18 protein-coding genes and 3 pseudogenes are annotated in these 21,504 nt (G+C 65.8%); 10 read left to right on the plus strand and 11 right to left on the minus strand.

Annotated features, from left to right (window positions below):
- The first annotated feature begins 117 nt into the window (after positions 1-117).
- The 5 genes from ABZ942_RS19540 to ABZ942_RS19560 all read left to right on the plus strand — a co-directional run bounded on the left by ABZ942_RS19540 (position 118) and on the right by ABZ942_RS19560 (position 5,949).
- On the plus strand, positions 118-366 hold the full coding sequence (locus ABZ942_RS19540; protein ID WP_357383827.1) for a hypothetical protein: 249 nt from the start codon (positions 118-120) through the stop codon (positions 364-366).
- Between the two features lie 61 nt (positions 367-427).
- The gene (locus ABZ942_RS19545; protein WP_357383829.1) at positions 428-2,479 is read left to right on the plus strand and encodes an MMPL family transporter; all 2,052 of its coding nucleotides are present in this window, start codon (positions 428-430) and stop codon (positions 2,477-2,479) included.
- Between the two features lie 192 nt (positions 2,480-2,671).
- The gene (locus ABZ942_RS19550) at positions 2,672-4,033 is read left to right on the plus strand and encodes a wax ester/triacylglycerol synthase domain-containing protein (protein ID WP_357383831.1); all 1,362 of its coding nucleotides are present in this window, start codon (positions 2,672-2,674) and stop codon (positions 4,031-4,033) included.
- A 74-nt stretch (positions 4,034-4,107) separates the two neighbouring features.
- The gene (locus tag ABZ942_RS19555; RefSeq protein WP_357383833.1) at positions 4,108-5,037 is read left to right on the plus strand and encodes a ribose-phosphate pyrophosphokinase; all 930 of its coding nucleotides are present in this window, start codon (positions 4,108-4,110) and stop codon (positions 5,035-5,037) included.
- Between the two features lie 39 nt (positions 5,038-5,076).
- Complete coding sequence (locus ABZ942_RS19560; RefSeq protein ID WP_357383835.1) at positions 5,077-5,949, plus strand: 1-acyl-sn-glycerol-3-phosphate acyltransferase; 873 nt, start codon at positions 5,077-5,079, stop codon at positions 5,947-5,949.
- Between the two features lie 96 nt (positions 5,950-6,045).
- On the opposite strand, the gene ABZ942_RS19565 is transcribed toward ABZ942_RS19560, so the two are convergent.
- Positions 6,046-6,384, minus strand: coding sequence for a hypothetical protein (locus tag ABZ942_RS19565; protein ID WP_357383837.1), 339 nt, complete (start codon positions 6,382-6,384; stop codon positions 6,046-6,048).
- A 542-nt stretch (positions 6,385-6,926) separates the two neighbouring features.
- Here ABZ942_RS19565 and ABZ942_RS19570 point away from each other — a divergent pair.
- On the plus strand, positions 6,927-7,838 hold the full coding sequence (locus ABZ942_RS19570; RefSeq protein ID WP_357383839.1) for a hypothetical protein: 912 nt from the start codon (positions 6,927-6,929) through the stop codon (positions 7,836-7,838).
- Between the two features lie 24 nt (positions 7,839-7,862).
- Here ABZ942_RS19570 and ABZ942_RS19575 read toward each other — a convergent pair whose 3' ends face one another.
- The 5 genes from ABZ942_RS19575 to ABZ942_RS19595 are packed head-to-tail and all read right to left on the minus strand — an operon-like array spanning position 7,863 to position 11,288.
- Positions 7,863-8,717, minus strand: a complete 855-nt coding sequence (locus ABZ942_RS19575; protein ID WP_357383841.1) for a universal stress protein — start codon at positions 8,715-8,717, stop codon at positions 7,863-7,865.
- A 28-nt stretch (positions 8,718-8,745) separates the two neighbouring features.
- On the minus strand, positions 8,746-9,324 hold the full coding sequence (locus tag ABZ942_RS19580) for a hypothetical protein (RefSeq protein ID WP_357383843.1): 579 nt from the start codon (positions 9,322-9,324) through the stop codon (positions 8,746-8,748).
- 1 nt (position 9,325) lies between these two features.
- Positions 9,326-10,234 carry a zinc metalloprotease HtpX gene (gene htpX, locus ABZ942_RS19585; protein ID WP_357383845.1) on the minus strand — a complete coding sequence of 303 codons (909 nt, stop codon included), beginning with the start codon at positions 10,232-10,234 and terminating at the stop codon, positions 9,326-9,328.
- Positions 10,235-10,239: 5 nt separating this feature from the next.
- Entirely contained in the window at positions 10,240-10,518 is a 279-nt protein-coding gene (locus tag ABZ942_RS19590) for a hypothetical protein (RefSeq protein ID WP_357383847.1), read from the minus strand.
- Positions 10,515-11,288, minus strand: a complete 774-nt coding sequence (locus tag ABZ942_RS19595; protein ID WP_357383849.1) for a PspA/IM30 family protein — start codon at positions 11,286-11,288, stop codon at positions 10,515-10,517. The genes ABZ942_RS19590 and ABZ942_RS19595 overlap by 4 nt, the downstream gene beginning before the upstream one ends.
- 252 nt (positions 11,289-11,540) lie before the next feature.
- Between ABZ942_RS19595 and ABZ942_RS19600 the strand changes: the two genes are divergently transcribed.
- Positions 11,541-14,150, plus strand: coding sequence for a cation-translocating P-type ATPase (locus ABZ942_RS19600; RefSeq protein WP_357383851.1), 2,610 nt, complete (start codon positions 11,541-11,543; stop codon positions 14,148-14,150).
- 181 nt (positions 14,151-14,331) lie between these two features.
- Here ABZ942_RS19600 and ABZ942_RS19605 read toward each other — a convergent pair whose 3' ends face one another.
- Both ABZ942_RS19605 and ABZ942_RS19610 read right to left on the minus strand, forming a co-directional pair.
- The gene (locus ABZ942_RS19605) at positions 14,332-15,120 is read right to left on the minus strand and encodes a sulfite exporter TauE/SafE family protein (RefSeq protein ID WP_357383853.1); all 789 of its coding nucleotides are present in this window, start codon (positions 15,118-15,120) and stop codon (positions 14,332-14,334) included.
- Positions 15,121-15,138: 18 nt separating this feature from the next.
- Positions 15,139-16,494 (minus strand): MBL fold metallo-hydrolase, encoded by a 1,356-nt coding sequence (locus ABZ942_RS19610; protein ID WP_357384559.1) that lies wholly within the window; start codon positions 16,492-16,494, stop codon positions 15,139-15,141.
- 453 nt (positions 16,495-16,947) lie between these two features.
- Here ABZ942_RS19610 and ABZ942_RS19615 point away from each other — a divergent pair, with 453 nt between their 5' ends.
- Entirely contained in the window at positions 16,948-17,217 is a 270-nt protein-coding gene (locus ABZ942_RS19615; protein ID WP_357383855.1) for a metal-sensitive transcriptional regulator, read from the plus strand.
- A gap of 213 nt (positions 17,218-17,430) precedes the next feature.
- On the opposite strand, the pseudogene ABZ942_RS19620 reads toward ABZ942_RS19615, so the two are convergent.
- Positions 17,431-18,798, minus strand: a pseudogene (locus ABZ942_RS19620) (hypothetical protein); the annotation flags it as partial.
- Between ABZ942_RS19620 and ABZ942_RS19625 the strand changes: the two are divergent.
- A pseudogene (locus ABZ942_RS19625) lies at positions 18,796-19,035 on the plus strand (hypothetical protein); the annotation flags it as partial. The pseudogenes ABZ942_RS19620 and ABZ942_RS19625 sit on opposite strands and share 3 nt — an antisense overlap.
- A 513-nt stretch (positions 19,036-19,548) precedes the next feature.
- Here ABZ942_RS19625 and ABZ942_RS19630 read toward each other — a convergent pair.
- Together ABZ942_RS19630 and ABZ942_RS19635 are read right to left on the minus strand one after the other, a co-directional pair.
- Positions 19,549-19,737, minus strand: a pseudogene (locus tag ABZ942_RS19630) (hypothetical protein); the annotation flags it as partial.
- Positions 19,738-19,896: 159 nt separating this feature from the next.
- Positions 19,897-20,787 carry a DUF6777 domain-containing protein gene (locus ABZ942_RS19635; protein WP_357384561.1) on the minus strand — a complete coding sequence of 297 codons (891 nt, stop codon included), beginning with the start codon at positions 20,785-20,787 and terminating at the stop codon, positions 19,897-19,899.
- Between ABZ942_RS19635 and ABZ942_RS19640 the strand changes: the two genes are divergently transcribed.
- Positions 20,743-21,498, plus strand: coding sequence for a hypothetical protein (locus tag ABZ942_RS19640; RefSeq protein ID WP_357384587.1), 756 nt, complete (start codon positions 20,743-20,745; stop codon positions 21,496-21,498). The two genes, ABZ942_RS19635 and ABZ942_RS19640, sit on opposite strands and share 45 nt — an antisense overlap.
- The last annotated feature ends 6 nt before the right edge of the window (positions 21,499-21,504 follow it).

Raw genomic sequence — 21,504 nt, forward strand, 5'->3', positions numbered from 1 at the left:
CGCCGGGCAAATGGCGCAGGGCCCAGTCGGCAGGTCAGTGATGAACTGCCGTGTTGCCACCGCCGAAAGGACTTTCGGCCCTGCTGTCAGGAAGCCCGGAGCGGAAGGGTTTATCGGGTGATCACTGTGGCTGCGGCGCAGCGCCCTGTGCGGATGAGGCTCGACGCGGGACCGATCGCTCAGACCGTCGATCGGCTATCCGTCGAATTCGGCGACCAGTCCACTCGGGAAGGGATCACTTCGGTCGTCTACCGATGCGTGCACGACCTGGCTGGGAGTCCGCTCGGCGCCATGCCCGAACTGTGTGAACGACTTGCCCGCCAGCGATTGCTGGACGCGGCGGATTCCGTGGGCAACCGGCGGTGATCATGGCCACCGGTAGCGGCGACAGCGAGCGCCGGGCCCGTGGTTCTGCGATCGTGTGGTGATGCGCATGTGGGATCGGTTCGCGGCCGTGGTCACCGCTCGTAAATCATGGGTGCTGTTGCTGGTGCTCGCCGCCGTCTCGGTCGGATTGATCGGCGGGATCGGCGGCAACGACGCCGCGGGGGAGGCACCGAACTCGTTGCCGGGCAACGCGGAGTCGGCGCGGGTGAAAGAACTGCTCACCCAGTTCCCGGACGCGGATACCGCCCCGGCGGTGGTCGTGGTGACCCGGACCGATGCCACCGAATTGCGCGCCGAAGACCTGACCGGTCTGCGGGCGAAGCTCGGCGAACTGGTCATCTCGCCCGATCGGAAAGCCGCGACCGGGCGGCTGCCGGTCGAGGCGCGGCTGAGCGGATTCGCCTTGACCGACCGCATCAACGATCTACGCGACTCCGTGAAGGCCGGACAACCGGCCGGGCTGACCATCCAGGTGACCGGCGGGCCCGCGTTCGGCGGTGACATCGCCGATTCCTTCGCAGGCGCCAACATCACCCTGCTCGCGGTGACGGCCGCCGTCGTCGCGCTGCTGCTGATCGTGACCTACCGGTCACCGGTGCTGTGGCTGGTGCCGCTGCTCGTCGTCGGCTCCGCCGATCGGGTCGCCGCCACCGTCGGCACCGGACTGGCCCGGCTGACCGGGCTCGCTTTCGACGGCTCGACCTCGGGCATCACCAGCGTGCTCGTCTTCGGCGCCGGAACGAATTACGCGCTGCTGCTGGTCTCGCGCTATCGCGACGAGTTGCACCGCAACGCCGATCATCGCACCGCGTTGCGGCACGCGGCGCGGCATGCCGGACCAGCGATCCTGGCGAGCAACGTCACCGTCGTCGCCTCGCTCGTGACGTTGCTGCTGGCTTCGCTGCCCAATACCCGCAGCCTGGGTGTGGGTGCGGCCGCCGGATTGGTGGTAGCGGTCCTGTTCGTGCTCGTGGCGCTGCCTGCCGCGCTCGCGTTGTTCGGGCGCAATGTCTTCTGGCCGTTTGTGCCGAGGGCGGACGATCGGATTGCGGCCGAGCAAGGGATGTGGCACGCGATCGCCGCGTGGGTGGTGCGTAAGCCAGTGCTGGTGGCCTGCGGCGCTCTGGTGGTGCTCGGCGGGTGCGCAGCCGGACTGATCGGGGCCGACGTGGGGCTGTCGCAGACCGATCAGTTCCGTGTCCGTGCCGAATCCGTCGAGGGATTCGACACGCTGGCCGCGCATTTCCCCGCAGGCGCGGCCAACCCGACGATCGTGCTGGCGCACGGTGATTCGGCCGCCGGAGTCCAGCAGGTGCTGGCTGCCTTGCCCGGCGTCGACCGGGCAACGCCCACCGGAACCTCGCCGTCCGGGCTGACGCGGTGGTCGGTCGTGCTGAACGCGGAACCCGGCTCGCAGCAAGCCTTCTCGACCGTCGAGTCGATGCGCGCCGAGTTGGCGTCGATACCGGGGGCCGGCGCACTCGTCGGTGGCGGTGACGCGGAGGGCTTGGATACCAGGAAGGCCGCCGAACACGATCAACGCGTGGTGATCCCGACGATCCTGGCCGTGGTGTCGATCATCCTGCTCGCCCTGCTGCGCGCGGTCCCCGCCGCCGTGTTGCTGGTGGGCGTCTCGGTACTCAGCGCACTGGCCGCGCTCGGTCTCGGCGCTTGGATCGGTCTGCACCTCTTCGGTTTTCCGGCCCTGGACACCAGCGCCCCGCTGTACGCCTTCCTCTTTCTGGTCGCCCTCGGTATCGACTACACCATCTTCCTGGTCACCCGAGCACGCGAAGAAACCCCCGACCACGGCAGCACCCAGGGCATCGTCCGCGCCGTCTCCGCCACCGGCGCCGTCATCACCAGCGCCGGCATCGTCCTGGCCGCCGTCTTCTGTGTGCTGGGCGTCCTTCCCCTGATCATTCTCACCCAACTCGGCATCATCGTCGGGCTCGGCATTCTCCTGGACACCTTCCTGGTCCGAACCGTGGTGATCCCAGCACTTTTCAGCCTCACCGGACCGAAGATCTGGTGGCCCAACCCGCTCTCCCGCGTCCCCGCCGATCGTCGCCCGAACGCATCGCGGGTGTAATCGCCGAGGCCGTGGCGGCGCGTGAGGTGCCCTGATGCCCTGGCGGAGATACCTTTCGGCCCTTCTGCGACCAGTTCTGCGGAGTCACAGTGAGCAGACCGGCCGCAATGCCGACGTCTCGACCGTTCCTTCCGGTCGGCCGCATTGCGGTGACAACAGAGAGTGCAGATGATGGGCTCGCGCGAATCCCACATGACACAGTCAGACCTGTTCACGTGGAGCATGGAGCATGATCCGAACCTTCGCTCGACGATCGTGTCGGTCATGATCCTGGACACCGACCCGGATTGGGATCGCCTGGTACAAACGATCGACCGGGGAACCATCGTCGTGCCGAAGTTTCGGGACAGATTGATCACCGTCCCATTCGAACTCGCGCCGCCCCGGTGGCTGCCCGATCCGGATTTCGACTTGTCTTGGCACGTACGCCATTTCACGCTGTCGGGTGCCGCGGATCTGTCCTCAGTGCTCGACTTCGCGCGCATCGAAGTCATGGCCGCGTTCGACCCCGCGCGGCCGTTGTGGCAGTTCACCGTGCTGAGCGGGCTGAACGGCACCGGAAGCGCGCTCGTGCTCAAGGTGCACCACAGCCTGACCGACGGTGTCGGCGGCATTCAAATCGCCGACGAAATACTCGATTTCCTCCGAGCGGGCACCGAGCGCGGGCAGGTTCCCGACGCGACATCGACCGACGGTGGCGGGGTGTTCGGCGACATCGTGAGGTGGAACTGGTCTACCGGCTCCGGTCTGCTGCGCAGCGGGGTTTCCGCGGCGCTGCCTGCCGTCCGGCGCGTCGTCACTGCTCCGGCCCGGACTGCGAAAGATGCTGCGGTCCTGGTGAAGTCGCTGTTCCGCTTCGCTCGGCCGATTACCAGCACCCTGTCGCCGCTGATGACAGGGCGAAGCCTGGGACGGCAGCTTTCGGTGCTCGAAGTACCGCTGGAAGCACTGCGACGCAGCGCGCACAGCACCGGATGCACCGTGAACGACGCCTTCTTGGCGGCGGTCTTGATCGGCCTGCGCGACTATCACGAGCGAAACGGATCGACGGTCGACCGGCTCCGGGTGGCCATGCCGATCAACCTGCGTCAGGCCGGCGATCCGATCGGTGGTAACCGCATCACGCTGGCGCGGTTCACCGTTCCGGTCGATATCGCCGGAACCGTCGACCTCATGCACGCGCTCGACGGCGTGGTCGAGGGCTGGAAGCACGAACCGGCGATACCGATGTCCAACGCGGTGGCGGCGACCTTCAATCGCCTGCCGAGCGGCCTGGTCGCGCAGATGTTCAAGCACGTCGACTTCGTCGCCTCCGACGTTCCTGGCTCACCGATTCCGCTCTACATCGCCGGCGCCCAGATCGAGCGAATCTATGCGTTCGGCCCGACGACCGGCACCGCATTCAACGTGACCCTGCTATCCCACGACGGAACCTGTTGTATCGGAATCAATGTCGACACCGCGGCCGTGCCGGAGCCCATGACGCTGACCGACTGTATCGCGCGGGGCCTGCGAGCTGTCACCGGTGTCGATGACGTGCGGCCGACGCGATAGCGAGGACCAATGACTCTTCGTTCGGCGACAACCGGACCTGCCATCCGCCACTCGCGCGCTGGAAGCTGGACGCTATGACCGCATTACGTATCGTCTCCGGAAGCGCCAATCCCGGGCTGGCCGCCGCCATCGCCGATCGATTGGACGTGGGTTCGCCCGACTGTGTGCTGGAGCGTTTCCCGGACGGGGAGATCTGCCCGGTAGTCGATCACGTTGGCGGCAGTGACGTTTACCTGATCCAGCCGACCGCGCCGCCGGTCAATGATCATCTCGTCGAATTGCTGCTGCTGCTCGACGCCTGCCGGCGCGGCGGTGCGAAGCGGGTAACCGCGGTCATCCCGTATTTCGGCTATGCGCGCCAGGATCGGCGCACCCGAGCCGGTCAAGCGCTCGGCGTGCGGGTGGTCGCGGAGGCCATCGCGCGGGCCGGCGCGGACCGTGTCGTCGTGATCGACCCGCACACGGAGGCGTTGGAGGCGGCATTCCCCATACCCGTCGAGATATTGACCGCTGTGCCATTGCTTTCCGAGGCGGTGGCGCCTGCGCGATCAGGGCGCACCGTGGTTGTCGCCCCGGATCTGGGGGCGGCCAAACTGGCCGAACAATACGCGGGGGCGATGCAGGATTCGGTGGCGATCGTCCGCAAGTTCCGGGAGAGCGGCACCGCCGTACGGGCGGTGGAGACGATCGGTGATGTCAGCGGGCGGCCGGTGGTGATCGTCGACGACATGATCTGCACCGGTGCGACGATCGAGGCCGCGGTCCAGAGCCTGCACTTCCATGCCACCGACCTGGTGGCGGTCGCAACCCACGGGCCGCTGACGCCTGCCGCCGCGGCCCGGCTGCGCGCGCTGCCCTTGCGTCGAATCATCGTCACCGACACAGTCGCACAACAGGATTCGGCTGCGCCCTTCGAAGTGTGCTCGGTCGCGCCGCTGCTGGCCGACACCATCGCCCGGCTGCACCACAATCATCCGCTGCATGAATTGGCCGCCCGGGCCTGATCCAGCGGGGCTTTGCCCAACCCAGAGGTCGTGTTGGTAATGAAGGTATTTCGAACGTTCCCCGACCCGCTGGAGTATGCGACCGATTGGGTCTCCCGGCACGTGCAGGCGCGGGTGCCGGTGGCCGATCTCGACGATCGAGATCCTCAATTGATCTCCGCCACTGTGGATCTGGGCTGGCTGCTGGCGCGCCTGTACTTTCGAGCGGAAGTTCGCGGGCTCGATCGCATTCCAGGAAGTGGGCCGATTCTGTTGGTGGGCAACCACTCCGGTGGCAATGTCTCGCCTGAAGTGTTCGTGACCACGTTGGCGTTCATCCGGCAGTTCGGCGTGCAGCGCCCCTTCTACCAACTGGCCCACGACTTGGTGCTCGCCTACCCGCTGCTCGGCTCCTGGCTACGGCGATTCGGTACCGTGGCGGCCGATCCCGGTAATGCCAGCGCCGCGCTGCGCAGCGGAGCGGCGGTGCTGGTCTATCCCGGTGGCGATTGGGAGGTGCACCGTCCGACCTGGGAAGAAGGGCGAATCGAATTCGCCGGACGCACCGGATTTCTGCAATTGGCCTGGGACGAGCAGGTTCCCATCGTTCCGGTGGTCAATTTCGGCGCCCAGGAGAGTGAATTGATTCTCGCGCGCGGTGACCGCCTGGCGCGGTTGCTACGCCTGGATCGGATGCTGCGCCTGAAGGTGTTCCCGATCTCGCTCGCGCTACCGTGGGGGCTGGATATCGGCGATCTTGCCGGGCATATTCCGCTGCCCAGCAAGATCACTGTCGAATTCCTGCCACCGATCGACCTGCGGCATCTCGGGCCCGAACTGGACCTGGAGCTGGCCTATCGGCACGTCACCGAAACCATGCAGCGCGCATTGACGAAATTGGCGGCCGAACACCGGTTTCCGATACTCGGCTGACACAAGCTGTCCGGGCACCGGGCGGGGCCGATACCCGGACGACGGGCCTTCCGCGAGCTGCTCGACCATACGCCGCGAGGGCGCGGGGGCCAGCGATCAGCTCTTGCTCACAGTTTCAGCGGTCTTCTTGTCCTCGGCGGTTCGTTCCGCATGCTGTGCCTTGATTTCGGCCTGCCACTTCTCGAAATCGGCTCGCATCACGCCGATCTGATGTTCGACGGCTTCCCTGGTGTCCGTCCACCAGCTCTGTGCGGCATCCCGCAGCTCCGCCGTGGTCTTTTCGAACTCGTTGCCCTCGCGCTCGAGGGTCGCGCTCAACTCTTCCCGGTGAGTCTGCAGCTTGGCGCGGTTCTTCTCCCGTGCGGCCGCCGACGATTCTTCGAACTGCTTGACCCGGGCCGCGAGATCTACCAGCGATTCCGACAACGGTTTCATATTCTTGCCTCTCGAAATATTTTGATCCGCATAAGGATCCGGCACTCATCAAGCGTGGCGTCCTCGCTCTGCCGAACCAAGGGCCGAACGTCCTTTGATATCCCGAGTCTCCGCCCTGTCTCGGGCATTTCGGTTGATACTCCGGAATCCGGCTATCGTCGCCGACGGACCTGATCACGGCGCGACACCGAACTGATTCGGTACGCGGGCGCACGCCACAAGCGACCGCGTATCTCGATTCGTTCGGCCCGCGTCGTGGGGCCGTTCGGCCCTTATTCCTTCGTGTCGATGCCATGATGATCATGCAGGTGTGACGCATTACGTGCCATACACGGTCAGCGGCAGCACTGGAATCCAGCGGTATACCGGCCCCTGATCGGTAGTTCGAATTCCCTGGTCAACAACCGAGCACCGGCGAAGGGCGATATCACATGTTACTAGCAGCCTCCGAGGCGGTTACCGGAAATCCGGCTCCGTTCACCTGGCTCACAGCGGGTTCGATGCTCGTTTTCTGCGCGATACTCTGGGCGATCGTTCGCTATATGCAGTTACATCCGAGGACTGCGATGTGGGTGTGGGCGGTATCGATACTCACTTTTCCGCTGTGGATCTGGGGACCTGGCCGCGACATCGGGCTGATCAACTGGTTCTCCTGGGCCAAGATCCTGTCGGTGCTGCTGCCGCTCATCGTCGTCGGCGCCATGCGCGTCGCCGCCGCCGAACAGCGCGAAGGCCGGGTCTGGCGTCTGCTGCGGAATCCGAGATTCCTGTGGTTCCCCTATGCCATCCTGTTCCTGAACATCGCGGAAGCGACACTGCGTGACGCGCAGATCGGCAATTACTGGAACGCGGCAGTCGGCCTCGGGCTGTGCCTGACCATTCCGTACAGCCCTCGATTCTGGGAGATCCTGCCGGGGCGCAATGCCGAGCTCGTCGCCTACACGACCATGGCGTGGAACTTCATCTACACCACCTGGAACCTGTGCTTCACCTACGGCGGATACCCGCCCCAGGAGGAACATTTCGCTGCCAGTATCTGCATTCTCGGCGTCGCCGAGATCTACCCATTGGTCATGCGCAGGCCCGAGCTCTACATCATGGCGCGTATCTACACGCTGCCCGTGCTGATGCTGGTGATCGCCAACTACAACATCTTCCCGAAAATCATGCCGTCCGACGGGTGGTTCAACAACAACGTGTGGATCGTCTGGGGCGTGGTCAACTTCGTGCTGATGATCCCGTACTTGTTCTGGTACACATCGCAATTGGAGACCAGCAAGGCCTTCGTCTCCTTCCGCCGCGGTACCGCGCGGGCGGAATTCGTCCAGCGTCACGGAGACACCGTCGAGGCGCTGATGAAGCTCAATCGGTCGCTGGACGCGGGCGTCGCAGACCGGCTCGTACCCGCGGCCACCGAACGCGAACAACGCGCATCGGCGCAGCGCCCGAAATAGGGACCGAGCGGCGGATGCGGCTGGTCACGGGCGGCAAATGAGTATCGGACATGATGCGTGGTGTAACAGGTCCCGGCTGGTCGATCCCGCGATAGCGGAGATCGCGGAGCCACGGCCGCGGCTACCGACGACCAATAGCTGGACCTGTTCGGCGATTTCGGTCAGGACCGTGGGAGCGAAGCCGGGGACTGACATCTCGGTCACCGCGACGTCCGGGTACTCCGTCCGCCAACCGGCCAGGGATTCGGCCAGCAGTACGCATTCCGCTTCGCCGCGGTCGAGGTGGCGGCCGATCGGTTCGATGCGGGACGGCCAGGTGTGCACCGCGACCAATGAAACACCCAGTGCGGCAGCGAGTTCGAAGCCATGGGCAATGGCCGATGCGCTGAGTTCGGTCCCGTCGACACCCACCGCCACCGGCTTGTCCCGGGGAATCGGGTGGCCGTTCTCGCCGCGCCACACCACCACCGGGCAGTGCGCATGGTCGGCGACGTGTGCGGTGGTCGGGCCGGTCATTCTTGCGCCGAAGGTTGTTTGCCCACCTACCACCAGGAAGCGGGCGTGCCCGCTCAAATCCACCAGCGCCGACGCCGCCGACTGCGGCGCGATCACAGTGTCGATAGTCAACTCCGGTTCGCAGGTGCGGACGAGTTCGACGCTGCGATAGGCGATTTCGCGGGCGGAGCCGTACCAGTGTGACGACCGGACGTCGTCCAGCACGCCGATGCCCGCCGGGACACGACGGCCGAGCGCGGACGCGATGAGCAACGGAGCGTGCAGGTTCGCGGCCAGATAAGCCGCCCATCGTGCCGCGTTCAATGACGTCGACGAATCATCGACACCGACGACAACCGCCTGCCGGTCCGCTCGAGTGCTCATCATGTCCTCTTCGTGTGGGTAGTCCCAGTCAGGGCGCGGGTGCGTCCCACAGCGGGAACCAGCGTTCTAGTTCGGATTCGACCGGTAGTTCAGCGGAAAGCGCTGCGCGGACCTGCAATTCGAGTGTGTTGTCGCGCTGCTGAGCGCCGGTGGGGGCGAACGGGTAGACGGTGCCGCGTTTGTATAGGTAAACGAGTCCGAGCCGGTGCGGCGGCTGCTGGTCCAGTGTGCTGAAGCCGATCACGGTGCACAACAGGCTCGCGCCGAAGCCGTTGTCGGACAAGGTGGCATTGACCGCGTGCAGCGCGGTTACCAGTTCGGCGATGTCGATGATCTCCTGTCGGCAGGTGATCCAGGTGTATCCGAATTCGTCGCGGGTGAGGTTTGTGGTGATGTGTGCCTCGAGGTGCAGCAGTGCGAGAATTTCCTGCTCGGAATGCTGCCCGCTCGCGCCTTCCGCGGCTTTGAAACACACCGCGCCCACCCCGGTGGGATGTAAGCCGATTGCGGCTTCCAGGGTGTAGGTGGCCGGCGGAATGGCGAACAGCACGTCGAGGTTCGGCGGCACCGGTCTGCTGCGGGCGAAAAGCGCGTCGAGGAATCCCATCTCAGATCTCGCGGCCGAGTTCGCTGGACAATTCGGCGAGTTGGTCCAGTCGCTGCTCCAGGCTCGGATGTGTCGACAGCAGCGTGGACAGGCTGGGTCCGGCGCCGAGCGCAGGCGCGAAGAAGAACGCGTTGAATGCCTGCTCGGAGCGCAGATCGCGGCTCGGGATGCGAGCGATGTCGCCGCTGATCTTCGTCAATGCCGAGGCGAGCGCGGATGGGCTGCCGGTGAGAATGGCGCCCGCCCGATCCGCGGCCAGCTCCCGGTAGCGTGACAGGGCGCGGATGAGCAGAAAACTCGCCGCGTAAACGACCGCCGAAACCGCCATTACCGCAAGGACGACGAGAAACAGGTTGTCGCCGCGGCGATTTCGGCCGCCGCCGAACATGGTGGAGTACATGGTGAATCGGGCGATGAGCCCGGCGAGCACGCCGAGGAACGACGCGGTGGTCATCACCACCACATCGCGGTGCGCCACGTGGGAAAGCTCGTGTGCCAGTACGCCGTCCAGTTCCTCGGTGTCCAGTCGCCGCAGCAGCCCGGTGGTCACGCAGATCACCGCGTGCCGGGTGCTGCGGCCGGTGGCGAAGGCGTTGGGCAGTTCGGTATCGGCGATCGCGACCCGCGGTGTGGGCATATTCGCGGTTGCGCACAACCGGTCGATGATGCCGTGCAGCCGCGGCTCCTCTTCCGGGGTGACGATCCGAGCCCGCATGGCGTACAGGGCGATTCGATCGGAGAACCAGAACTGGGCCCACAGCAGCGCTGCGACGATCAGCACGATGACGACCACGGACTTGATCAGCACCACGAGCGCGGCGATGAATGCGACATAGACCAGGCCGAGCAGGAACATGGTCAGTGCCATGCGCGCGGTGAGCTGGTGATCGTGGCGGAATCGGGTGCGCATGGTCGCTATCCCGGGATCAGCCCGTCGCCGCGCAGCATCGCCCGCACCTCGGCGGGCGGTGTATCGGCGGCGGGCAGTACGAGATCGGAGGCAACCAGGGCGTCGGCGGCGAGCGCGGTGCCGCGGTAGCGCACGACGTCGAGCAGTTGACGCAGTGTCAGTGCGAAGCCGATGTCGTCACCGGAGTCGGCGGCGGCGAGCAGTTGGTCATCCAGGAAGTTCAGTTCCTCGGTGCACTGGTCGGCGATGTCGTATTGGCCTTCGCCGAAGATTCGGATGATCATGACTCGGCCCCTTTTCGTACCGGTGCGTCGATGGCGGGAGCGAGATTGCGCTTGAGCTGCGCGAGTTCGGTATCGACGCTGCCGCCGGCGACGAGGTTCAATGCCTGCTGGATGTCGTCGCTTGCGCCCGTTGGCGCGGTCGCGTCGGTCAGTGCGCCGGACGCGATCAGCTCGTCGAGTGCCGCCGCGCGCGCACTCAGTTGCGCGGTCTTGTCTTCGGCGCGCTGCATGGCCAGTCCGACATCGCCCATCTCCTCGGAGATCCCGGTGACTGCCTCGCTGATGCGGCTCTGTGCTTCGGCGGCGGTGTAGCTGGCCTTGATGGTCTCCTTGCGGGTGCGGAAGGCCTCGACCTTGGCTTGGAGCCGCTGGGTGGCGGTGGTCAGTGTCGCTTCCTGGGCGGCGAGTTCCTCGTGTTGCGGACGCAGCTGCTCGAGTTGGGCGAGTGCGGTGGCCCGGCGGGTCAGTGCCTCGCGGGCCAGGTCGTCCCGGCCTTGGGTGACCGCCTGCGCGGCCTGGTCCTGCAGCCGGTCGGCTGATTGCTGTAACTGATTGTGCTGCAACTCGATTCGTTTGCGGCTGGTCGCGACGTCGGCGAGCCCTCGGCGCACCCTGGCGAGCAGCTCGAGCTGGCGCTGATACGAGTAGTCCAGCACTTCACGAGGATCCTCACCCCGGTCGAGCAGCTTGTCGGCCTTGACCCGGAACAGTAATGCCATGCGGCGGGCAATACCCATGGTCATCCACTCCTTCTTCTGTGTCTGTTCCACCGTCGCGGTCCGGAACCGCGCGAAGTAGGGGAATTGGATCTCACAGCCGAGGCTTTCGGCCCCTATTGCCGATCGGCACGGCCATCCGGCGCGGGTCGGGTGCCGCCGCGCCCCGTTGATTGCGGGCCCATGGTCACTTCGCCGGGACCTTTGTTCTCTTTTCAGTGCCCGCTGTCCACTGTTGAACTGGGGTGCTGCTGTGGTTCCACCGCCAGGTCGGAGGTTCGGATGGAGTACTCCTCGTCGGAGGTAGTGCCTGACTCTCGGGCGGTCGGGCTGTCCGCGGCGGAAGCAGCCACTCGGTTGCGCCGCGATGGCGCGAACATCCTGCCGCAGCGTCCGCCCGTCCGGCTCTGGCGACGAGTGCTCGCTCAGCTGCGGGACCCGCTGATCATCGTGCTGCAGGTTGCCGCGATATTGACGGCGGTGACGGGGGATTGGACCGACATGGCAGTGATCCTGTTGGTCATCGTGGTGAATACCACTGTCGGAGTGCGGCAGGAGGTGCGGGCCGAGCATGCGATCGCCGCGCTGGCGCAGCTCACCGCCCCGGCAGCGCGGGTAATACGGGATGGGGTCCAGCGGCAGGTGCCTGCCGCCGAAGCGGTGGTCGGCGACCTGGTGGTGCTGGCCGAAGGCGATATCGTGCCCGCCGACGCGACGCTGACCGAAGCGGCGGCACTCATGGTGGACGAGTCCGCGCTGACCGGGGAGTCGGTGCCGGTGGACAAGTCGGTTTCCGGCGACACCGGAGTTTCGGCAGGCACCGTTGTGGTCAAAGGGCATGGGCGGGCCGAGATTACGGCTATCGGCGTGGCGAGTGCTACCGGCCGGATCGCGCAATTGCTCGATCAAGGTGCCGAGGCGACGCCGCTACAGCGACGACTGGTCGATATCGGCAGGCTGATTGCCGGGGTGACCGTCGCGCTGTGCGTGATCGTCCTCGCGCTCGGCCTGCTGCGCGGGCAGCCCGTCGAGCTGATGGTGGTGACCGCGCTGAGCTTGGCCGTGGCCGCCGTTCCCGAATCGCTGCCTGCGGTGGTGACATTGAGCCTGGCACTCGGTGCTCGTCGGATGGCCGAACGCCACGCGTTGGTGCGCAAACTACCTGCGGTGGAGACGCTGGGGTCGGTGACGGTACTGGCCACTGATAAGACCGGAACTCTCACCGAGGGCCGCATGGTGGCTCGCCAGATCTGGACGCCCGCCGCCGAGGCCACGATCACCGGAACCGCGCGCCCGTCCGATGGCCGGGTACGCGCCGGCGATCGGATATTGGGCCCGGACGATGTGCCCGCTATCACCGAACTGCTTGCGGCGGGGGCGCTGTGCAACGACGCACGGTTGTCCGTGTCCGTGTCCGTGTCCGTGTCCGTGTCCGACACCGGCGATGAGCAATGGACCGCGTTGGGTGACCCCACCGAGACGGCACTGCTGTGCGCCGCCGCGAAGCTCGGCCTGGACCGTCATGAATTGCAGGCCGGGCTACCGCGAACCAGCGAACGGCCCTTCGACCGTGACCGCAAGCGGATGACTACGATTCATCGGCTCCCCAGGGGCGGCTATCGGGTGATCTGTAAGGGTGCGCCCGAAGCCGTGCTGAATCACATTGTCCTGCAAGATGATCAGGAGCCGCTGCGCATCGCGGTCGCGCAGGCTGATCGGCTGGCACACGCCGGGTACCGGGTGCTGGCCGTCGCGCAGGCCGACGTGGCGGCCGAACCGTCGTCGGCCGAGGACCCCGAGCGCGGTCTGCGGCTACTCGGCCTGATCGCGATCGTCGACCCACCCCGCACCGCCGCGGCCGCGACCATCGCGGCGAGCCGACGAGCCGGCATCCGCCCGGTCCTCATCACCGGCGACCACGCGGGCACCGCTCGCGCGATCGCCACCGAACTCGGCATCATCGGCGCGGGCGACCGCGTGATCGACTGCAGGCAGTTGCGCAAGGCCGATCTGATCTCGGGGACCGTGTTCGCCCGTGCCACGCCCGGCCAGAAGCTCGACATCATCCAGGCGCTGCGCGACGACGGGCAGGTGGTGGCAATGAACGGCGACGGCGTCAACGACGGGCCGGCCCTGCGTCGCGCCGACATCGGAGTGGCGATGGGCGGGCGTGGCACCGAGGTCGCGCGCCAGGCGGCCGATCTCGTGCTGGCCGACGACGACCTCGGCACGGTGGTCGCGGCAGTGGAAGAGGGCAGACGGGTGTACGCCAACATCCGCCGCTTCCTCGTCTACGGGCTGTCCGGAGGCGCCGCAGAGATCGCCGTCATGCTCTGCGGACCGTTCCTCGGGCTGGCGCTGCCGCTGCTTCCGGCACAGATCCTCTGGATCAATCTGCTCACCCACGGCCTGCCCGGCGTCGCGCTGGGTGGCGAGCCCGCTGAGCCGGATCTCATGCGAAGACCACCGCGTCGCCCCTCCGAAAGCATCCTCGGTGCAGGACTGTGGCAGCGAGTGATCCGTATCGCGGTGGTCCTGACCGCCGTCACGCTCGGGGTTGCCGTCTGGGCGCAGCACACCGACCGTCCATGGCAGAGCATGGCCTTCTTCGCTTTGGGCGCAACGCAACTCGGTGTCGCGCTCGGCTCCCGCTCCCACCGGCGATCACTGGCCAACCCCGCGCTGCTGGTGGCCGTTGCCGCCGCGTTCACGCTGCAGTTGGCCGGCCTGTACCTCCTACCGCTGCGCGAACTGCTCGGCACCGAGCCCCTCCGCCTCGGCGACCTACTCATCGTGGCAGGCCTGTCCGTGCTCGGCTACGCGGCGGTACGTCTGGATCGGATACTGCATCCGCGCCAAGAGATAGAACCCGCAGGGCAAGTGGGCGCGCATTGTGATGGTCGGAATGTTGTATGACGGACCCGCTCTGCTTCGCGACATCACACCAATACCGAAGTCTGACAGCGGCATTCGGCAGTGCAGGACGGTCAGGGAACTTGAATGCGGGCCACATTCGGCGCCTGCGACGTGCACGGCACAGTGCAGGCTCACACCACCACTGTATGGCTATCCAGCTAACCCGAAAGCCGGCCGCCGCTCATCTGGCGTGCAGTGTTCCTGGTGCGAATAGCGCGGCCGCGGCGACAGCGAGTGCGACGATGAGGATCAGGTAGGCGAACACCCGTCGGATCGTCGGGGCCGGTATGCGGTGCCCGAAGCGTCCGGCCACCGCCGCGGCCGTCATGGCCGCACCGGCGAATGCGATGGTTATCGTGTAGTTCAGGTCGGGCATGGCCCTCACGTGGGCACCTAGCCCCGCGAGCGCGGTCACTGTGACAACCACCAGTGAGGTGGCGACGGCCTCGGTGGCGGTGAGACCCAACAGCATCGTCAGCGCGGGGACGATGATGAAGCCACCGCCGACACCGAACGCTCCGGTCAGCACCCCGACTACCGCACCGGCGGCCAGTGCCTTGGGTAGGCAGCTGCGCCAGTTCACCGTGCCGCTGCTCGTGCGGCAGGCACCGCCGGTTTCCGTTGTGCTGGTGAGCATTCGCACCGCCACCGTGACCATGAGTCCGGCGAACGTGACCAGTAGCCACCGGTCGGGCACCAACTGGCCGAGGGCGGTGCCGGCGAACGCGGCCGGCACGCTGGCCACCGCGAAGACGAGCGCCACCGGCCAGCGAATGACGTTCGACCGCCAACGGGCGATCAGCCCGGCGGCCGCCGAGAGCGCCACTACCAGTAGCGAAGTCGGGATCGCGGAGTGCAGTGGTATGCCGACGCCGTAGACGAGGGCCGGAATGGTCAGGATCGATCCGCCGGCGCCCAGCAGACCGAGCAAGGCGCCGACGACCAGCCCGAAGACCGCCGCTATCAACACGTCTGTTGCCGCAGACGATCAGGCCACGGCCATCGGCAGGCCTGCCGATGGCGCGTGGTCGAATTCGTCATCCACGGCGACGACTCGGTGGCCGGCAGCGGCAAGCACTGACGCTGCGATCGAGGCGCGGTAGCCCGCCTGGCAGTGCACCCAGATCTCCCCGTCCGGGATCTCGGCGAGACGGCCGAGCAGTTCGTGCAGCGGGACGTGCAGTGCGCCGTCGATGTGCTGTTCGGTCCATTCGAGCTGGCGGCGGACATCGAGTACCGTCACCGGCCGGTGGTGCCGCACCGACGCCAAGTCCGGAAACGTTGCGCGCGGGAAGGTTCCGAGCGCAGCGGTGCCCGTCCATTCCTCCGGTCTTCCGGTCGCCGCCGCCTCGACGCGGTCGATGCCGATTCGGATGAGTTCACGCTGGGCCACCGCCACATCCTCGGCGGTGTCTCCAAGCAGGGTCAGCGGTGTGCCCCACGGGATGAGCCAACCCAGGTAGGTCGCGAAGCTGCCGTCGATACCGAAGTTCAAACTGCCGACCACGTGACCGGCGGCGAACGCGATCCGCGACCGCAGATCCACCACCCACTCGCCGGCGTCGATGCGGGCGCGAAGTTCGGTCGCGTCAACGGCTTTGGGCTCACTCAGATCCGGAGCGTCCGGGCCCGCCAGGTTCGCCGGGCCCATCTGGGCGTAGTAGGCGGGGTAGGCATCCAAGCCCGCGAGCAATTCCTCGACGTAATCGTGTTCGTCTCGAACCAATACCGGGTTGATCTGTTTTTCCCGGCCTATCGTGGACCGGTCGGCGTCGGACTGCGTGGACGAACAAAAACTGCCGAAGCCATGGGTCGGGTAGATCTCGGCCTCGTCCGGCAGCACACCGGCCAGTCGGTGCGCCGAGGCGTACTGGGCTCGTACCAGCTCCCCGGTGTGCACCGGACCGAGCAGGTCGGGACGACCGGTCGAGCCGTACAACAATGACCCACCGGTGAATACCGCGGCCGGTCGGTCCGGCGCCTCGAGCACAAAGGACAGGTGCGTGAAGGTGTGACCCGGTGTCGCCAGCGCCCGCACCCGCATCTGTACACCGACCCGCACCACGTCACCGTCGGTTATCCCGACCCGGTCGAAGGACACCGGGTCCGCCACGTTCACGTGATACGCGGCGCCGGTGGCCCGCGCGAGTACCAGACCGCCGGTGACGTAGTCGTTGTGGATGTGTGTCTCGAACACGTCCGTGATCCGCAGTCCACGTTGCGCGGCCAGCGCGAGGACGCGGTCGATATCGCGCTGTGGATCCACCACGAACGCGACCTCTCCGTCCCCGACCAGGTAACTGCGATCACCGAGGCTCGGTGTGTCTATGGCGATGATGTCGATCATTCACTTCACTCCTAAATACCCCCTGGGGTATATGCCAGCATAGCGCGCCCGACCCTTCAGTGCTCGCGGCGACGAGCGACGCACTTGGGAATCACACTGCATGGCAACACTTTTGCGCCACAGCCAGTAGAGGCTTGAGTCATCGAGCAACGTGACGCATGACATCTTCATTGAATACCCCTGGGGGTATAGTTGGAGTGAAGTCTCCGGCTCCCGAATGGAGGAATATCAGATGTGCGAACGGATCGCCTGCTCCACATGCGGCAAACCGTCCTACCGTGGCTGTGGCGAACACGTCGAGCAGGTCCTCGCCGATGTGCCTGTTGCCCAGCGGTGTTCATGCTCGACCGGCGGTGCCGTCAAGCGGAGTCGGTGGCGCCTGCCCGGTCGCCGCTGAAGGCATATCGTCGGGCCCACTGTCGAAAACACCGAAGAAAGAAGATAATCACCATGGTCGGTGACGAGGAGAGCATCGCGCTCGTACTCAATCGGTTGCGCCGTGCGCACGGTCAGCTCGCCGCGGTCATCGGAATGATCGAACAGGGGCGCGATTGCAAAGATGTGATCACTCAACTTGCCGCGGTCTCCCGTGCGCTGGATCGTGCCGGATTCAAGATCGTTGCCACCGGCTTGCGGGAATGCCTGACCGGGGAAACGTCCGACGGCCGTGAGCCGTTGACCGAAGCCGAACTCGAAAAGTTGTTCCTGGCCCTGGCTTGAGCAGAAACACGCTGTATCGGCCAGTGGATGTCTCGGCGAGGACGTTGCTGGTTTGTCGTGCCTGGAGCTACTGGACGGAGTCGGTTGAGAACACTGCCGAACACCTTGCGGCCCAAGGGTTTCCCGAAGTCCTCTCTGGTCGCCCGTTCGGTCGCCCTTTCGTCGGGCATCGTGTCGACAGTATCGGCTCCATTATCGAACTGTTCGCGGAGATCAGACGAAAGCTGGTGCTGGCGTGGCTGATTCGGATTCTGGTGTGTTGATCGGCGGGTTCTCGACGGCGGCGGTGTTTCTGCGGTCGCGCCGATAGAACCACTGGAGCAGTCCGAGCCCCAGCAGTCCGGCCAGCGCGGTGGCGATTCCGATCTTCCAGCCGGGAGGACGCCAAGACACCACCAAGTCGGCGTCGCGGGTCCCAGGTGGGATATCGACCGCGAGGAAAGTGTCTGCTACGGCGCGGAATCCGATATCGCGGCCGTCCAGTGCCACCCGGTAGCCGGGCCAGGCCAGGCGAGCGAAGACCATGCGACCGCCTTCGCCGGAGGTGACCCGCAGGTGGCTGCTGACGCTATCGCGACGGATCGGGGTGTAGGTGACGTCGCGAGAGTCAGCGGGGCCGGGCAGGTCGGAGACCGGGCCGTTTTCGCTTTCGAGTACCCGGATGTAGCGTTCGTGGCCGGGGTAGTCGACCCATTTCCAGCCCGGCGGCGCGGGCTGATTTTCGGTGTCGGGGTATTGGGCGCGTTGCAGCACAACGCGATCCACCTTCATCAGGTCAACGTAGGTGCGTCCGGTGGAGGGTTCGATGGAGAAGGCAGCGCGGTAGGCGGCGGGGCAGGTGCTGCCGTCCCAGCCCATGCACAGCAGTTTGCTGAACTTGCGATAGCCGATGGGGGTGTAGGCGTTGACGTAGTTCAGGTGCATGTTCTTGGCGTAGTTGCCGAACACCAGTGACCCCCATGCTCCGGTGAGGTTCTGGTCGGCACGCGGGATCAGGGCTCGGTCGGCGAGTTGCAGCGTGACGCCGTCGAGATGCGGGAACGCGGTCTTCGCCGCCGACCGTCGCTCGGGAAAGCCATACGACATCGGGGTGGGCGACTGCGCGCGCACCTGGTCATAGGCGATCGGGAACATCGCCAGTATCGCCAGCACGCAAGCCGCCGCAGTGCCACGGGTGCGACCCAGCCATACCAGTGCTGCGGTGAGAGCGGCCACGACGAGGGCCGCGACCAGATGCCGGATCACCAGAGGCGGTGCGGCGCAGAACGACCGGATGAACAACAGTCCGATGAGCACGCCTGCCGCGATGCCGCGGCGCCGCAGGTCGCCGAAACTGCCGTAGCGGCTGAGCAATACGCAGACCAGCACCAGCAGTCCGACCGCGAGCATGGGCAGCACCCGGGCGGGCCAGCGCAACGGACCGATATTGCCGGGCCCGGCGGTCCACATCAGGAAGATGAGCGCGAACAACGCGAGTCCGGTGAGCTCGCGCATCGAACGCCGGACTGCGGCCCAATCGATGAAGGCCAGCAAGGGAATCAGGAACCAGGCGATGTAGACCATCGGCAGCGGCTGCACGTATTCCGCGTCTGCCTGGCCTACGAAGCGCGCGGCTCCTGGGCCGCGGTCGCCGCAGTAGCCTTCCCTTTGTCGGGCTGGTTCCTCTTCTTCGACGAGGCCAGCTGGGCGACCTCACTCACCGGCACCGCATGGATGCTGCATGCCTGGGCTTCGGCGGTGCGATACGCGCGCGGCGACCGCGCCGACCGGCACTGGACCCGAGGGCCGATTCCAGTATTCGTGTTCCTGTATCTGGCCAGGCACCAGGGCGGGGAACCGGCCGTCACGCAGGTGTCGGCCCAGCATGACCCACATGGGCCCGTACTGGGATTCGGTGTCGTCGGTATAGAAGTGCCGGGGGTTGGCCAGCAGCACCGATCCATACCCGGCGATCACGCCGACGACGGTTATCGATCCCCACCCGTGTACGTTCATTCGAGGCCCGAGCGCTTCACGAACTCCCACGAATCGGAGACCCTACTTCATCTGGGTACTCGAGCTGTCGGGTACCTCTGACCACTTCCAGCGCCTACCTCGACGCTGCCTCCACCGGCGCGCGGGCGAGGGAGCGGGCAGTCGTTCGTTCAAGACCGAGCCGACCGCCACGATCAACGCCATCCTTGCTCGCGACGCTCAGCGTGATAAATCCGCTTGCTGGCGACGCGCCTCCGTCGCAGTAGGGTGGCTGAGTGCCACCGGGCCGGGACCCGCGTCGGTGTACTGGTGATCGAGAGGAACGATCGGGTGCTTCTGGCATATCTTCGGAAGTACGGGATCCCAACGATCGGGATATCGCATACCTTGGTCGAAGTCCGCCGCGTTCTCCCGGTGCGGGGAACGCTGTAACGAGGCGATGACGCGGTCCATCTTCGGGCTCATCCTGCGCCGGTTGTACACGCGCGCCGCTAGGCGGGAGCCGTAGCCGTTGACCATGTCGAACGGCCTGGTCACCGCATTGAGGAACCGTTCACGGTGCCCGGTCAGCGCGCCTCGTTACGGTCACGCGCGCAGGCTACGGCGACCCACGTGAGTCATCGCAGCGATCGCCCAAATCCTCATCGAAACAGCGATATTCGAGCTGCCGATCATCGGTAACGATCGCGAAGTCCGCGCAGACGACTATTGCGGCCGCAGAATCATGGCGGAACCGGGGCGGATGTTGACAGCCGTTCCGTCGAAGCGGAACTTCGACACCCCGACCGGCGAAATATGTCCTTGCCCGCGCCAAGTGGCGGCAATCCCTCCTCCGGAGACGCACGTGAGTGACGCGTCCTGGTTCGGCCTGCCATCCAGGTAGCAGTCCCAACCTATGTAATCGGTTGTTTTGAAACGGAATCCGTCTCCGTCAGGCACAAGCGTGCCGATCGCGGCGCTGTCATCGGACTCGATCACCCAGGGGCCGCTCGTATCGAGGCCAGGCGGAGCGACAGAAGTCGGTCCGGGTGCACGAGGCGATTGCGGCGTCGACAGTCCGCTGGAGTTAGCCGGCGGTGTCTGGTCGCGGTCGGCGTTTCCTGTTGTGCCGCACGGCCTTTCGAACCTGACGCCAGAGCCGATAGGGAAAAGGGCGAAGTATGTCAGTTCGATGTCGGCGGGCCGGACGGCGAATACCTTGGCCGGATCGAAAGCCGTCCAGGTGTCTCCGAGGAAGTGCGGCGTGGCGTTCTGGACGAGGTGGGGCAGCGTCAGGGGCGTGCCGCTGATGGAACGGATACGGGGTACACCGCGCACGTCGACCAATACTGCGGTGCCGGCCTGCAACACAGCTTGGCGGCTCACCGGCTTTCCCTGCTGCAGCAGGTAGTAGGTCACCCGAAGATCGAACCGCAGGACAACCGGCGTGAGCTCGCGCAGATAGTCGGTGAGTTGGTCCGTGCTCAACGACTTCTTCCCGCGCCACTGGAACTGATCGTCGGAATTCAGCGCCTGCACAGCCGCTTGGGCTGCCGTTTGATCGGATTGGAAATGAGCGACGGTCTGCTCGCGCCGATCGACTGGATCGTGGGGCACGCCGGCGTATATCGACGGCTCTTTGCCTTGGAAGCTCCGGTTGTCGGCTACCTTCCCCGGTGCGAAACTCTCGGCGGGCACCGGGGGCAGGCCGGAATTCGGCGGTGGGTCCGGATCGAATGGATCATCGCCGATCGCGTCGCCGCCGTAACGGTAGATCTCGCCGGAACCTGTTGCGGTGTCGGCATTGCGGGACCACAAGTGTGCCCCGGTGAAAGCGACCGCGACTCCGATTGCCACAACCAGCGCCAAACCGATCAGCAACGGACCTACTCTGCGGGAGCCGAGCCCGCCGTCGGAATCTTTCGCCGGAAGGGGTTCACGAGTACCGCGCGGCCGGTCGGAACCCGGCATGTTGTGTATGGTCTGAGCGGTCGTCGGTATGGGAAGAGAATGGACGCCGGTGCCAAATCGGCTCGGCGGCCAATCCTGCTCGATCCGGGCGATCGCACGACCGACAGCGGGGTCCTTCCCGTCGAGCCAATTGGTCATCGCCTTCAGCAGAAGGTCACGTCCTTCGTTCTCGAGGACGGCGCAGGCGTCGATCACCTGCCGCAGGTCGAGCACGGCATTGTTCTTCGGACTCAACGTCGTGGCGCCCTCGATTTGCGGGATGCAGCCGGCGAACGCATGGCGGCCTTGGTAGGACTTCAAGGCCGAAATCTCCGCCATCGCACGGGCCATGCGGAGCAGGTTTTCCGGTGGCAGTGACATAGT

Source organism: Nocardia sp. NPDC046473, from assembly GCF_040645995.1.
Taxonomy (GTDB): Bacteria; Actinomycetota; Actinomycetes; order Mycobacteriales; family Mycobacteriaceae; genus Nocardia.

Coding starts and splice junctions, on each gene's coding strand:
- ABZ942_RS19545 (WP_357383829.1), top strand. CDS start 428: ATGCGCATGTGGGATCGGTTCGCGGCCGTGGTCACCGCTCGTAAATCA.
- ABZ942_RS19550 (WP_357383831.1), top strand. CDS start 2,672: ATGACACAGTCAGACCTGTTCACGTGGAGCATGGAGCATGATCCGAAC.
- ABZ942_RS19555 (WP_357383833.1), top strand. CDS start 4,108: ATGACCGCATTACGTATCGTCTCCGGAAGCGCCAATCCCGGGCTGGCC.
- ABZ942_RS19560 (WP_357383835.1), top strand. CDS start 5,077: ATGAAGGTATTTCGAACGTTCCCCGACCCGCTGGAGTATGCGACCGAT.
- ABZ942_RS19565 (WP_357383837.1), bottom strand. CDS start 6,384: ATGAAACCGTTGTCGGAATCGCTGGTAGATCTCGCGGCCCGGGTCAAG.
- ABZ942_RS19570 (WP_357383839.1), top strand. CDS start 6,927: ATGCAGTTACATCCGAGGACTGCGATGTGGGTGTGGGCGGTATCGATA.
- ABZ942_RS19575 (WP_357383841.1), bottom strand. CDS start 8,717: ATGAGCACTCGAGCGGACCGGCAGGCGGTTGTCGTCGGTGTCGATGAT.
- ABZ942_RS19580 (WP_357383843.1), bottom strand. CDS start 9,324: ATGGGATTCCTCGACGCGCTTTTCGCCCGCAGCAGACCGGTGCCGCCG.
- htpX (WP_357383845.1), bottom strand. CDS start 10,234: ATGCGCACCCGATTCCGCCACGATCACCAGCTCACCGCGCGCATGGCA.
- ABZ942_RS19590 (WP_357383847.1), bottom strand. CDS start 10,518: ATGATCATCCGAATCTTCGGCGAAGGCCAATACGACATCGCCGACCAG.
- ABZ942_RS19615 (WP_357383855.1), top strand. CDS start 16,948: ATGGTCGGTGACGAGGAGAGCATCGCGCTCGTACTCAATCGGTTGCGC.
- ABZ942_RS19640 (WP_357384587.1), top strand. CDS start 20,743: ATGAGCGACGGTCTGCTCGCGCCGATCGACTGGATCGTGGGGCACGCC.